We start from the raw sequence: 13424 nt of genomic DNA on the forward strand, positions 1-13424 counted from the left end.
GGTTTAACTCCTGAATAGGTTTAATAACTCGGTAGGTCAAATGGTATGAATTGAGAGGCAGATGCACAAACCTTCTGAAAAGGGCACCCGCAGGTGCCCACACGGGGGAGGTCAGTTCATCCAGCGATTATTCCTACGGCGTGGAACCAGACGCGGCAACAGTAAGCCAAGCAGTAAACCAGCTCCCGCAACGCCGCCGCCATACATGAACCATTGCAGAATAATGGTGCGCTGTTTGTCGTCAAGTTGCAGATTAACCGCACTTACCTTCTTTTGAGCCACAACCAGTTGATTTTTCAGATCCTGGTTTTCCTGCCGCAAGCCGTTGATGGTACTGTCGCTGGCAGCCACTTTTTGCTGCATTTCGGCCGTGCGCTGGTTCCAGCTATTGTCGATATTGGCCAGTTTGTCGGTCAGAACTTTCACCTGTTGCTCCAGCTCTGGCACTTGAGTTCGCAGGCTAGGCGTCTGGCTTAGTTGGTCCAGTTGGATCCACACGGTGCGCCCTTTGGAATCACGGATCTGGCCGTAGCTGTTGTTTTCGTTCACGCTCAAGAGGGTGACTTCCTCACCGGCGTTCAAGGTGCCAACAATACGATATTGGGTCCCTGGGCCGCTGTGGACGTAAGTATTTAATTCATCGGAGATATAGCGTTTATCTTCGGCATGTGCGCCCCAAGTGATGCTGAAGCTCAGCATGGCAAGGTAAATCAGGCGTAATTTCTGCATGAGTTCATCGTTTCTGAGTGAATTAATAGACCGATAGTAGAGCGTTCAGCCTGATGGTGCAACGCTATCGCCGTCATACTGCAAGTTACCGGTGTGTTGCGCCATGTTTTACAGCGTAATCGCTTTTTTCTGTAGTCAACCGCGTCAAGTCAAGGGGAATCGCGGTAAGATAATCGCCATTGTGCGCTAGCGGATAGCGTGTGGCTGGCTGACTCTGTCGCTGTGCAAGTTCACGTGAATGCCTAACCTATTGGTGTAAAAGAAATATGAGTGTTGAAATCGAACTGAAGTTTATTGTTTCCCCAGAAGCGGCGGCCACATTCCCTGCGCGGCTAGCGGCCTGGCCGCATCAGCATGAAGCGCCGCAGAAGCTGACCAATATTTATTTCGAAACCGCCGATAACTTCCTGCGCAGCCATGATATGGGGCTGCGTATTCGTGGTTACGACGGCAGCTATGAAATGACGATTAAAACCGCGGGTTCGGTGGTTGGGGGGTTGTATCAGCGGCCAGAATACAACGTTGCCATTAGCAAGCCGGTGTTGGCACTGAAAAAATTTCCGGCAGATATCTGGCCGCAGGATTGCAAACTGGCCCAATTACAAAAGGCGCTGCAACCGTTGTTCCGCACCGATTTTGTGCGTGAAAAGTGGGTGGTCACTCACGGTGTAAGCGAGATTGAAATTGGGTTCGATCAGGGAGAGGTTTGCGCGGGTGAACTTAAAGAAGTGCTCTGTGAAGTGGAGTTGGAGCTGAAAAAAGGGGAAACCCGCGATTTACTGGCGTTGGCAGCCGCCCTGGCGGAACAGGGGGGATTACGCCAAGGAAACCAAAGTAAAGCGGAGCGCGGATATCATCTGGCGCAGGGTAATGCGATGCGCGAGTGTCGTCCATTGGCGGTGTTGAAACCGGCGGCCAAATCCACCGTGGAACAAGGCATGGTGGCGGCTTTTGAGCTGGCGCTGAGCCATTGGCAGTATCACGAAGAACTGTGGTTACGTGGCGACCAACAGGCACGCCGTGCGGTCGTTGAAGCTATTGCGCTGATTCGCCAGGCATTGGTGATTTTTGGTGGTTTGGTGCCGCGCAAGGCCAGTGCCGAGCTGCGTACTCGCTTAACGGTGTTAGAACCCTTGTTGGATGACAAAAATACGGAGCCACAGGCTCTGTGCTACAGCGCGGAGTACCTGCAATGTAAGTTGGCGCTCACATCATGGTTGGTCACTGGCGCATGGCAACCCTTTATTGATGCCAAAGCACAAGCCAAACTGAGCGGTTCGTTCAAGCGTTTCAGCGATATCATGCTGGGGCGCAGCGCTGCTGAATTGAAAGAAGCCTTTGCAGGTTCCCTGAACACAGATGAATATCAGGAACAATTGCCGCGTTTGACGCGCCAGGTATTGGCGTTCATTCTGCTTTCCGGTGCTTACCCAGACAGTGAAACCGTGCCGTATATCGATAGCTGGCGTGAGCTGCAACGGGCGGTCGCGGAGCGCCGTCAAGGGTGGTATGAAGCCAGCCGCAAGCAGGCTTTGTTACAGGCGCCATTCTGGTTGAATGGTGCAGTGCGTTAATTTCCATCGGCCTGCCAGGCCATAAAACAGGTCATTCACTATGTTGCCACTCTCTGCTGAGTTACAGGTTCAGGCACAAAACATCGTGCAGCGATTTCAGGAAGCTCACGGTGCCGGGGGGCTGCTCAGTTCAGAGGAACAGGCGGTCTTGGCATCAAGCGATTTTGTCAGTGACATGTTACTCGGCCACCCCGCATGGCTGGAAAGATTACGCCAGCAACCGCCGGTGGCGGGGGAGTGGCAACATTATGCGGCCTGGTTGCAGGATGAGCTCGAAGAGGTGTGTGACGAAGCGCAGTTGATGCGGGTCTTGCGCCTGTTCCGCCGTGAAAGCCTGGTACGGATAGCCTGGGCGCAAGCGCAGCAACGGTGTACCACGGAGGAAACGCTGCAACAATTGAGCGTGTTGGCAGAAACCTTGATTGTCAGCGCCCGCGACTGGTTATATCAAACCTGTTGCCGTGAATGGGGAACCCCCTGTAACGCCAATGGGGTGCCACAGCCATTATTGATTCTGGGAATGGGCAAGCTGGGCGGCGGTGAACTGAATTTCTCCTCGGATATTGACCTGATCTTCGCCTACCCGGAAAACGGCCAGACGCAAGGCGGCAGGCGTGAACTGGATAATGCCCAGTTCTTTACCCGTTTGGGGCAGCGCCTGATTAAAGTGTTAGATCAGCACACCATTGATGGTTTTGTTTATCGGGTGGATATGCGCCTGCGGCCCTTCGGCGACAGCGGCCCGTTGGTGATGAGCTTTGCCGCGCTGGAAGATTACTATCAAGAGCAAGGGCGTGATTGGGAACGCTACGCGATGGTGAAAGCCCGCCTGATGGGGGGAGCTGAAGATCCCTACAGCCAGGAACTGCGTAACACTCTGCGGCCATTTGTTTTCCGCCGTTATATTGACTTCAGCGTTATCCAATCACTGCGCAATATGAAAAGCATGATTGCCCGTGAAGTCCGGCGGCGTGGGTTGAAAGACAATATCAAACTGGGGGCCGGTGGTATCCGGGAAATTGAATTTATTACCCAGGTATTCCAACTGATCCGGGGCGGGCGTGAACCCAGCCTGCAAGGGCGCTCATTGCTGCCTACGTTGCAGGCCGTGGGCGAACTGGGGCTGCTGGCACCACAACAGGCGGCTTCTCTGAGCACCAGCTATCTGTTCCTGCGGCGGCTGGAAAACCTGTTGCAGGCAATAGCCGATCAACAGACACAAACCTTGCCGCAGGATGCATTGGATCAGGCTCGTCTGGCTTGGGCAATGGCTCAGCCTGATTGGCCATACCTGCTGGCTGCGCTGGAAGATCATATGCAACAGGTGCGTGCGGTATTTGATGACTTGATCGGCGACGATAGCCCAGACGTTGGCGAAGATCCCCACTATCAGCACTATTGCAGCCTGTGGCAGGACGCCCTGGAAGAAAACGAACTGGCTCCGCTGACGCAGCATCTTGGTGAAGAGGCGCGCCGCCAAGTACTGCGCACCATCGCTGAATTCCGTCACGATGTTGACAAACGCACCATCGGCCCGCGTGGCCGCGATGTGTTGGATCACCTGATGCCGCGCCTGTTGGCAGAGGTCTGCCCGCGCAGCGACGCTCCTACCGCGCTGGCACGCCTGACACAGCTATTATTGAGTATTGTTACCCGCACTACCTACCTGGAATTGCTGGTGGAATACCATGCAGCCCTCAGCCATTTAATTCGCCTGTGCGCCGCCTCCCCGATGATCACCAGCCAGTTGGCACGTTACCCGCTGTTGCTGGACGAACTGTTAGACCCCGCCACGCTGTACCAGCCGGTGGCGCTGGAAGCTTATCGCAGTGAACTGCGTCAGTATCGCCTGCGGGTGCCAGAAGATGACGAAGAGCAGCAGTTGGAAGCGCTGCGGCAGTTCAAGCAGGCGCAGCAGTTGCGCATTGCCGCTGGAGATATTGCCGAAGCGTTGCCGGTGATGAAAGTGAGCGATCACTTAACTTATCTGGCAGAAGCCATCATTGATGCGGTGGTGCAGCAGGCGTGGAATGATATGGTCGCACGCTACGGCCAACCGACGCATCTGCATGAACGGGAAGGGCGTGGTTTTGCGGTGATTGGCTATGGCAAGCTGGGGGGATGGGAACTGGGCTACAGTTCCGATCTCGATCTGGTATTCCTGCTTGATTGCCCGCCGGAAGCGATGACCGATGGCGCTCGCTGTATTGATGGCCGTCAATTCTATCTGCGTTTGGCGCAACGCGTAATGCACCTGTTCAGCACACGTACCTCTTCCGGCATTCTCTACGAAGTGGATGCGCGGCTGCGCCCTTCTGGTGCGGCCGGGATGCTGGTCAGCACCGTTGAGGCTTTCGCTGATTACCAACACCACGAGGCTTGGACCTGGGAGCACCAGGCGCTGGTGCGGGCGCGCATTGTGTATGGCGATCCCGCGTTGCATCAGCAGTTTGAGGCGATCCGCCGCGAGATCTTGTGCAAAGCGCGTGAGGGGGAAAAACTACAGCAGGAAGTACGCGAAATGCGTGAGAAAATGCGCAACCATTTGGGTAATAAACAGCGCGAACTGTTTGATATCAAAGCGGATGAAGGGGGGATCACCGATATTGAGTTTATCGCTCAATATCTGGTGTTACGCTATGCGGCTCTTGAACCGCGCCTGACGCGCTGGTCGGATAACGTGCGCATTTTTGAACTGATGGCTAATTACGACATCATGCCAGAAGAGGAAGCGCGTGCATTGACACAGGCTTACGTCACCATGCGCGATGAAATCCACCATCTGGCCCTACAGGAACATTCCAGTAAGGTCAGCAGCGAGCAGTTTACTGCTGAACGCCATCAGGTGCGCGTCAGTTGGGAAAAATGGCTAGGTTAACCAGTAATATATGCAGTTTTTCCGGTTATTATCGGCCGCTATGATAATATCTGCCCAATCTATTTTATGACTTGTTTGGAGCCCTTGGATGAAAGTGACACTGCCTGATTTTCGCCGTGCCGGTGTGCTGGTGGTTGGTGACGTCATGTTGGATCGCTATTGGTATGGGCCGACCAGCCGTATTTCACCGGAAGCACCGGTGCCGGTGGTGAAGGTTGATACCATCGAAGAACGTCCTGGCGGTGCGGCTAACGTCGCGATGAACATCGCATCACTCGGAGCCAATTCGCGTCTGGTGGGGCTGACCGGTATCGACGACGCTGCGCATGCGCTGAACGCCAAGCTGAATGAAGTCAATGTCCGCTGCGATTTTGTCTCGGTGCCAACGCATCCGACGATCACCAAACTGCGCGTGCTTTCCCGTAACCAGCAGTTGATCCGTCTCGACTTTGAAGAAGGGTTTTCTGATGTTGACCCTCAACCTATGCTGGAGCGCATTCAGCAGGCGCTGCCGCAGATTGGCGCGCTGGTGCTGTCGGACTACGGTAAAGGGGCGCTGAGTCACGTGCAGGGGATGATCGCGTTGGCGCGTGCGGCGAAGGTTCCGGTGCTGATCGATCCAAAAGGAACCGATTTTGAACGTTATCGCGGCGCAACGTTGTTGACCCCCAATTTGCCGGAGTTCGAAGCGGTTGTGGGGCACTGCAAGGATGAAGAGGAATTGGTCAAACGCGGCATGAAGCTGGTGGCCGATTATGAACTTTCCGCTTTGTTGATCACGCGCTCTGAACACGGCATGACCCTGTTGCAACTGGGCCAGGCACCGCTGCATTTGCCGACCCAGGCACAAGAAGTGTTTGATGTCACCGGTGCCGGTGACACCGTGATTGGCGTGTTGGCTACCTCTCTGGCTGCGGGCAATGCGCTGGAAGAATCCTGTTTCCTGGCTAACGCAGCGGCAGGCGTGGTGGTGGGTAAGTTGGGTACTTCAACCGTTTCGCCCATCGAACTGGAGAATGCGATTCGTGGCCGGGCCAAAACCGGTTTTGGCGTGATGAGCGAAGCCGAACTGAAAAAAGCCGTGGCGCAGGCACGCCAACGCGGCGAGAAAGTGGTGATGACCAACGGCATCTTCGATATTTTGCATGCTGGCCATGTTTCCTATCTGGCCAATGCCCGTAAGCTGGGGGATCGCCTGATCGTGGCAGTTAACAGCGATGCATCCACCAAACGCTTGAAAGGGGAAACGCGGCCTATCAACGCATTAGAAAACCGCATGATCGTGCTGGGGGCGTTGGAAGCCGTAGATTGGGTAGTGCCGTTTGAAGAAGATACGCCGCAGCGCCTGATTGCCGATATCCTGCCGGATTTGTTGGTGAAAGGCGGGGATTATAAGCCACAGGAAATTGCCGGTAGCGCCGAAGTTTGGGCTAACGGCGGTGAAGTGAAAGTGCTGAATTTTGAAGATGGTTTATCAACAACCAACATTATCAAAGCTATCAAGGATGGGCGGAGTTAACGCTCAATAAGGTTTACCGTGAGTGGACTGAAACAGGATCTGAGTTTGGCGCAGGGCGTTGGGCTGTTGTCCACTTCGTTGCTGGGAACGGGGGTGTTTGCCGTTCCCGCGCTGGCAGCGCAGGTAGCGGGAAGCGATAGCCTGTGGGCCTGGCCGATACTGATGGTGTTGGTATTCCCAATCGCTATTGCCTTTGCTGCGTTAGGTCGCCATTTTCCCAGCGCAGGCGGGGCGGCACACTTTGTTGGTATGGCGTTCGGGCAGCGTATGGCTAAGGTGACCGGCTGGCTGTTTCTCTCGGTGATCCCCGTTGGGTTACCCGCGGCATTACAAATTGCTTCGGGTTTCTGGCAATCCGCGTTTGGTTGGAGCAGCAATGGCCTGCTTCTGGTGCAAATTGCCACGTTGGTGGTGATTTGGGGGCTCGGTACGCGCAGTGCAGGCTCCAGCGCCAATATCCAGACGCTGATCGCCATTTTGGTGGCGGCATTGGTGGTGGCGATCTGGTGGAAAGGCGGGATTACCCCGGCGCAGATCCCCTGGCCAGCGGTGAGTGATATTTCCCCTCCCAATCTGTTTCATGCTTTGGCGGTGATGTTCTGGTGTTTTGTCGGGCTGGAGGCATTTGCTCATCTTGCCACCGAATTTCGCAATTCTGAGCGGGATTTCCCACGCGCGCTACTGTTTGGCATGTTGGTGGCAGGCGCTGTTTACTGGGGCTGTACCGTGGCGGTGCTGCATTTCCATGCGTATGGCGAAGATCGGGCTGCGGCGGCTTCGTTACCTGGGGTAGTGGTGCAGCTATTTGGCGAGCATGCGCTGTGGATTGCCTGCGTCATTGGTTATCTGGCGTGTTTTGCCAGCGTGAATATCTATACCCAGAGTTTCGCTCGTCTGGTGTGGTCGCAGGCGCAGGCAAGGCCCGCCAGCGCACTGGCAAAACTTTCCGCCAACCGGGTGCCAGTGAATGCCTTGAGCACCGTGGTGGGGTGTTGCCTGATCTTCACTTTGCTGATCTATACCCTGGATCTGCCGCTTGATACCTTGTTGGTATATGCCAACGGGATTTTCGTGCTGGTTTATCTGTTGTGCATGCTGGCAGGTTGCCGGATTTTGCAGGGGCGTTCGCGGTTAATGGCGGTGATAGGCTCAATATTGTGCCTGTTGCTGCTGGTGATTATTGGCTGGAAAAGCCTGTATGCCTTAGTGATGCTAGTGTTGATCTGGCTGGTGCTGCCGCGCAAACCGCAAACGGTGGTCAAAACGCTCTGAGGGCGCGTCAGCGCGCCCTTGCGCCATCTTATTCGTTTTTTACTGCCACCGGTGTGGCATTCAGCTTGCTTTCCAGCTCGGTGATGCGTTGTTCCAGCAAGGCGAGTTTTTCACGGGTACGCAGCAGCACTTGGGTTTGCACGTCAAACTCTTCGCGGTTAACCAGATCCAAACGGGTTAGCTGCGATTGCAGTATCTGGCGTACTTTTTTCTCAATGTCTTCCCCGAATTCCCGCACGCCTTTAGGCATGGATTCTTGTACCTGGCGCGCAATCTGTTCAATTTTTTTCGGGTCAATCATGGCATTTCCCTTTCTGATATTGAGTGGCTAACGGCTTAGTGTAATGCGAGTTGCTCGCCGGATAAACCTATACTCGTCATCTAACGCCGCAGCTTGAAAGACGCCAGTGATGGAGTTATAGTCAACAGGCTTATTCTCAGGGCGGGGTGAAAGTCCCCACCGGCGGTAAATCATCTCTTATATCCCATGGATTTCAAGTTGCAATCTCAGCGGCTTGCAAGACGCAGGATATTCGGTGAAAGCCCGCGAGCGCTCAGCCTGTTGCTTGCAGCAGGTTAGAGGTCAGCAGATCCGGTGTGATTCCGGGGCCGACGGTTATAGTCCGGATGGGAGAGAGTAACGGCACCTGCCGGGCATATGATGCCTGCTTGCGTTATTTTTTCAGCTATTGTGATAGCTACTCCTCAAGATCGCCCTGGTTCTGGTAATCCATAATTTTAATGAGGTTTTTTTACCATGAATCAGACTCTACTTTCAGATTTCGGCACGCCGGTTGAACGCGTTGAACGCGCGCTGGACGCATTGCGCAATGGGCGCGGTGTGATGGTGCTTGATGATGAAAATCGTGAAAACGAAGGTGATATGATTTTCGCCGCAGAAACCATGACCGTTGAGCAGATGGCGCTGACTATTCGCCACGGTAGCGGGATTGTCTGCCTCTGCATCACCGAAGATCGCCGTCAGCAGCTTGAGCTGCCAATGATGGTGACTAACAACTCCAGCCAGTTCCAGACTGCGTTCACCGTGACGATTGAAGCGGCACAGGGTGTGACGACGGGGGTTTCTGCCGCCGATCGTTTGACAACGATTCGTGCAGCCATTGCCGACAGCGCCAAGCCAAGCGACCTGAACCGCCCTGGTCACGTATTTCCACTGCGTGCGCAGCCGGGGGGTGTTTTGAACCGCCGTGGTCATACTGAAGCCACTATCGATCTGGTTTCTATGGCTGGCTTCAAACCTGCGGGTGTGTTGTGTGAACTGACCAATGACGATGGCAGTATGGCGCATACGGTTGAGGTGATCGAATTTGCCAAGCAGCACGACATGCTAGTATTGACCATCGAAGATCTGGTGGCTTACCGTCAGGCGCAGGAAAAGCAGGCCAGTTGATTGGCTGAACGAAGTGAAAAGCCGCGAATATCGCGGCTTTTTTTATTTCGCTGACCCATACTGAGCCTTGCATCTGGAAATATTCAAATTTATTGAAGATCATCATCATGGTTATCCGGCTGTCGCAGTAAAGCAAACGGCGTAATGTAGTCATACCTGATGTCTTTCGAACTGAAATTCATTGGATATCACAGACTGTAACTATGCTAACCAAAGGATAACTTATGACGGCCTCTCGCATGCCTGCACTCTTTCTTGGTCACGGTAGCCCGATGAATGTGCTGGAAGAAAACCGTTACACTCAGGCATGGCGTGCGTTGGGTGAACAATTACCGCGTCCGAAGGCGATTATTGCGGTTTCTGCCCACTGGTATACCCGTGGTACTGCCGTAACGGCGATGGAGCACCCAAAAACCATCCACGACTTTGGCGGTTTCCCCAAGGCGCTGTTTGATACTCAATACCCGGCCCCCGGTTCGCCGGAGCTGGCAGCACAGTTGCAAAGCGTGCTGGCACCGACAGAGGTGACTGCCAGCCTGAACGACTGGGGATTGGATCACGGTAGTTGGGGCGTGTTGATCAAAATGTACCCGCAGGCGGATATCCCGGTGGTGCAACTGAGTATTGATGGGACTCAGCCTGCACAGTATCACTATGAGCTTGGCCGCAAACTGGCGGTGCTGCGTGAACAGGGGATCATGATCGTTGCCAGCGGCAACGTAGTGCATAACCTGAGACAGGTAAAATGGCAGGGAAATGCCAGCCCGTATCCTTGGGCTGAGTCATTTAACCAATATGTGCGTGATAACCTGGATTATCGGGGTGATAACCATCCGCTGGTGAATTTCATGCAACATGAAAGCGCGGCGTTGTCGAACCCCACACCTGAGCATTACTTGCCGTTGCTGTATGTGCTGGGTGGATGGGATGGCAAAGAAACGATCTCAATCCCGGTTGATGGCATCGAAATGGGGGCATTGAGCATGCTATCGGTGCAGGTAGGGTAACTCTGATCGGGGCGCAGTGAGCCGCTGTGCCCTTTTCATCTATGCCGTATAACCACAGGATTCACGGATCACCAGCGAGGGGGGCAGAATGATGCGCTTTGGCGGTTCATCGTTGCCCTGAATACGGCTATACAGTAACTCCCCGGCCTTTCGGCCAATCTCGCGTGAGGCGACGGAAACCGTGGTCAACCCTGGTTGCACCAAAGAGGCTTCGGTAATGTCGTCAAAGCCAATCAACGCAAAGTCACGGCCAATCTGGCGGTTCAGCTTGCGCAGAGCCTGCATCACCCCAAGCGCGACAATATCCTGATAACACAGTGCTGCCGTAATCTCTGGGTGGGCGGCAAACAGCTGTTCTGCAATTTTAGCACCGGAACTTTGGCTGGCTTCGCTGTGAACAATCCATGCACTGTTTACGGGAATACTGTTTTCTACCAGTTTGCTGGTATAGCCGCCCAGCCGTTGTGCTCGGGCGGTGGAATCTATCGAACCACCAATAAAAGCGATATGTCGGTGGCCTAGATTCAGCAGATGTTGAGTGGCTAACTGGGTGCCTAAAAAGTTATCGGTGCCGACAAAGTCAAAATGGGCGTCTGCCACCGGGCGCACTACCATAATCGATGGGATTTTACGGCGCTTCAGTGTTTCAAAGAACAGCGATGGCGTTTGGCGTGCAGTACACAGCACCAGGCCACTGGCATTGTTCTGCAACAGCGAGTCGACAAAATTTTGCTGCCTGGGTACTGATTCTTCGCTGTTAGCCAAAAACAGCATCAACTGATGGCGTTCCATTTCCTGACTCAACCCGGCCGTCATCTCTGCGTAGAACGGGTTGGTGATGTCGTGCAACAGCAGGCCAACCTGATTACTACTGCGGTTGCGCAGATTGGCTGCGGTCTGGTTATAGACATAACCCAGTTCATCAATGGCGCTCAGCACGCGCTTGCGGGTTTCATCGGATATGCGCCCACGGTTGCGCAAAACCATGGATACCGTGGCGGTGGACACGTTCGCGCGTGCGGCGACATCGGCCAGCGTTATGGTGCTCATTTCACATCCTGCTGGGAAAGTTAATATTGCCATCAAAGTATAACGATTAACCTTTATTTAATAAATATTGAAAATAACTTGAGATTAAAATCACATTATTTTTGGTTTTACCCCGCTTATTGCCCATTTTTTGAAGTTAATCTCGTTAACCAGTCTATTTAAATCAAGGTTAATCGATTAATCTTTTTCCATGTTTCTAGCCTATAGGTAGCCGATCATGTCTGGGCAGCAGCGCAAAATAAATTACGACAAATACCCAGAAGTGGTGGTGCAAGGGTTTGACCGCTCAGCCTGGCAGGAATGGCCAAATATTGTGCAAGCTTTGGCTGTTCACATTGCGGCACAGGGCTTGGCTAAAACCGTACTGGTGGTGGATTGCTATCACGGTGTGGATTTAGCCGAGCTGGTATCACAACTGATTGAACCATTGCAGCCGGTTCTGGCTGTGAATGCCGAGCAGGCCAAGTTCGACGAACCCCATATCCATACGATGATTGAACGTAATCTGACGGATGACCGGGTATTTGGTGTGTTGTCCTGCCATACGATGCCGGAATTTTTCGATGCAGAACGGGTGCAACATTTGCGAACTGCTATTACTGCCATCAAAAGTGGCCTGGTGGTGGTGTATGGGCCTGGAGCGGCCTTGATCGCCGATGGAGATGTGTTGGTGTACGCCGACCTGGCGCGTTGGGAAATACAGCAGCGTTTCCGCCGTGGGCAACTGGGCAATTGGGGTGCGGCTAACATGAATGAAGATGTGCTGCGCCGTTATAAACGGGCATTTTTTGTTGAATGGCGGGTATTTGATCGCCATAAAATCCCCCTGCTACAGCGTGCTGCTTTTGTGTTGGATACCAATCAGCCAGGGGTGCCCAAGATGGTGGCCGGCGAGGCGTTTCATGCCGGTTTGCAGCAGGTGACACAGCAGCCATTCCGCGTAGTGCCATTTTTTGATCCCGGCGTTTGGGGCGGCCAGTGGATGAAACAACAGTTCGATCTCAACCCGGCGGCAACCAACTATGCATGGTGTTTTGACTGCGTGCCCGAGGAAAACAGCCTGCTAATGCGGTTTGGTGACGTGCGGGTTGAGATCCCCTCACAGGATTTAGTGCTACTGTATCCCCGCCTGCTGCTGGGGGAAAAAGTGCACGCGCGTTTTGGTGCTGAGTTCCCGATCCGCTTTGACTTGCTGGATACCATGGGTGGGCAAAATCTCAGTTTCCAGGTTCACCCGGTTACTGAATACATCCAGCAGCATTTTGGCATGCATTACACTCAGGATGAAAGTTACTACATTTTGGCGGCTGAACCGGAAGCCAAGGTGTATCTGGGGGTGAAAACCAGTACCGATCCACAGGCCATGATGGCCGATCTGGCGGCCGCTCAGCGTGGCGAAAAATCCTTCGACGATCGGCGCTTTGTCAACCAGCTCCCAGCACGCCAGCACGATCATTTCCTGATCCCGGCAGGGACGGTGCATTGCTCCGGTTTTGGTGCGATGGTGCTGGAGATTAGCGCCACGCCCTATATTTTCACCTTCAAACTCTGGGATTGGGGGCGTTTGGGGCTGGACGGCTTGCCGCGCCCGGTGCATCTGGAGCATGGCGAGCAAGTGATTGATTGGCAATGTGACACGGCCTGGGTACAGGAACATCTGGTGAACCGTATTGAGCCGATTGCTGAGGGGCAAGGCTGGCAAGAAGAGCGTACCGGCCTGCACGAACGGGAGTTTATCGAAACCCGTCGCCATTGGTTTAGTGAACCGGTGCTGCATCATACGGAAGGGCGGGTGAACGTGCTGAACCTGGTTGAAGGGGCAGAGGCAATAGTCGAAAGCCCAGAAGGCCATTTTGCGCCTTTTATCGTGCATTACGCAGAAACCTTTATCGTCCCGGCGGCAGTGGGGCCATACCGCATCAGCCCTTATGGCCTTAGCCGAGGCACCACCTTGGGCACCATCAAAGCCTGGGTAAGGGGATAA

Annotated in this window: 10 protein-coding genes and 1 riboswitch; of the genes, 7 read left to right on the plus strand and 3 right to left on the minus strand. The window is 54.0% G+C overall.

Annotated features, from left to right (window positions below; all coding sequences use genetic code 11):
* Positions 1-111: 111 nt before the first annotated feature.
* On the minus strand, positions 112-729 hold the full coding sequence (locus Z042_RS07630; protein ID WP_024911252.1) for a TIGR04211 family SH3 domain-containing protein: 618 nt from the start codon (positions 727-729) through the stop codon (positions 112-114).
* Positions 730-995: 266 nt separating this feature from the next.
* Here Z042_RS07630 and Z042_RS07635 point away from each other — a divergent pair, with 266 nt between their 5' ends.
* The 4 genes from Z042_RS07635 to yjeH all read left to right on the plus strand — a co-directional run bounded on the left by Z042_RS07635 (position 996) and on the right by yjeH (position 7972).
* On the plus strand, positions 996-2303 hold the full coding sequence (locus Z042_RS07635) for a CYTH domain-containing protein (RefSeq protein ID WP_024911253.1): 1308 nt from the start codon (positions 996-998) through the stop codon (positions 2301-2303).
* Between the two features lie 40 nt (positions 2304-2343).
* On the plus strand, positions 2344-5181 hold the full coding sequence (gene glnE / locus Z042_RS07640) for a bifunctional [glutamate--ammonia ligase]-adenylyl-L-tyrosine phosphorylase/[glutamate--ammonia-ligase] adenylyltransferase (protein WP_024911254.1): 2838 nt from the start codon (positions 2344-2346) through the stop codon (positions 5179-5181).
* Positions 5182-5269: 88 nt separating this feature from the next.
* Positions 5270-6700: a bifunctional D-glycero-beta-D-manno-heptose-7-phosphate kinase/D-glycero-beta-D-manno-heptose 1-phosphate adenylyltransferase HldE gene (gene hldE / locus Z042_RS07645; protein WP_024911255.1), complete on the plus strand. Its 1431-nt coding sequence runs from the start codon at positions 5270-5272 to the stop codon at positions 6698-6700.
* Between the two features lie 18 nt (positions 6701-6718).
* On the plus strand, positions 6719-7972 hold the full coding sequence (yjeH, locus tag Z042_RS07650; protein WP_024911256.1) for an L-methionine/branched-chain amino acid transporter: 1254 nt from the start codon (positions 6719-6721) through the stop codon (positions 7970-7972).
* Positions 7973-8000: 28 nt separating this feature from the next.
* Here yjeH and ubiK read toward each other — a convergent pair whose 3' ends face one another.
* Entirely contained in the window at positions 8001-8273 is a 273-nt protein-coding gene (gene ubiK, locus Z042_RS07655; protein WP_024911257.1) for a ubiquinone biosynthesis accessory factor UbiK, read from the minus strand.
* 128 nt (positions 8274-8401) lie between these two features.
* Positions 8402-8615, plus strand: a riboswitch (FMN riboswitch).
* Positions 8616-8729: 114 nt separating this feature from the next.
* Here ubiK and ribB point away from each other — a divergent pair.
* Positions 8730-9383, plus strand: coding sequence for a 3,4-dihydroxy-2-butanone-4-phosphate synthase (gene ribB / locus Z042_RS07660; protein ID WP_024911258.1), 654 nt, complete (start codon positions 8730-8732; stop codon positions 9381-9383).
* A 224-nt stretch (positions 9384-9607) separates the two neighbouring features.
* Positions 9608-10390, plus strand: a complete 783-nt coding sequence (ygiD, locus tag Z042_RS07665) for a 4,5-DOPA-extradiol-dioxygenase (protein ID WP_024911259.1) — start codon at positions 9608-9610, stop codon at positions 10388-10390.
* 39 nt (positions 10391-10429) lie between these two features.
* Here the strand turns inward: ygiD and Z042_RS07670 are convergent, their stop codons facing one another.
* Positions 10430-11440 carry a LacI family DNA-binding transcriptional regulator gene (locus tag Z042_RS07670; protein ID WP_024911260.1) on the minus strand — a complete coding sequence of 337 codons (1011 nt, stop codon included), beginning with the start codon at positions 11438-11440 and terminating at the stop codon, positions 10430-10432.
* A 217-nt stretch (positions 11441-11657) separates the two neighbouring features.
* Here Z042_RS07670 and Z042_RS07675 point away from each other — a divergent pair, with 217 nt between their 5' ends.
* Positions 11658-13424 (plus strand): class I mannose-6-phosphate isomerase, encoded by a 1767-nt coding sequence (locus Z042_RS07675; RefSeq protein ID WP_024911261.1) that lies wholly within the window; start codon positions 11658-11660, stop codon positions 13422-13424.

This window comes from Chania multitudinisentens RB-25 (genome assembly GCF_000520015.2).
Lineage (GTDB): Bacteria > Pseudomonadota > Gammaproteobacteria > Enterobacterales > Enterobacteriaceae > Chania > Chania multitudinisentens.

Coding starts and splice junctions, on each gene's coding strand:
- glnE (WP_024911254.1), top strand. CDS start 2,344: ATGTTGCCACTCTCTGCTGAGTTACAGGTTCAGGCACAAAACATCGTG.
- ribB (WP_024911258.1), top strand. CDS start 8,730: ATGAATCAGACTCTACTTTCAGATTTCGGCACGCCGGTTGAACGCGTT.
- Z042_RS07635 (WP_024911253.1), top strand. CDS start 996: ATGAGTGTTGAAATCGAACTGAAGTTTATTGTTTCCCCAGAAGCGGCG.
- ygiD (WP_024911259.1), top strand. CDS start 9,608: ATGACGGCCTCTCGCATGCCTGCACTCTTTCTTGGTCACGGTAGCCCG.
- ubiK (WP_024911257.1), bottom strand. CDS start 8,273: ATGATTGACCCGAAAAAAATTGAACAGATTGCGCGCCAGGTACAAGAA.
- Z042_RS07630 (WP_024911252.1), bottom strand. CDS start 729: ATGCAGAAATTACGCCTGATTTACCTTGCCATGCTGAGCTTCAGCATC.
- Z042_RS07670 (WP_024911260.1), bottom strand. CDS start 11,440: ATGAGCACCATAACGCTGGCCGATGTCGCCGCACGCGCGAACGTGTCC.
- Z042_RS07675 (WP_024911261.1), top strand. CDS start 11,658: ATGTCTGGGCAGCAGCGCAAAATAAATTACGACAAATACCCAGAAGTG.
- hldE (WP_024911255.1), top strand. CDS start 5,270: ATGAAAGTGACACTGCCTGATTTTCGCCGTGCCGGTGTGCTGGTGGTT.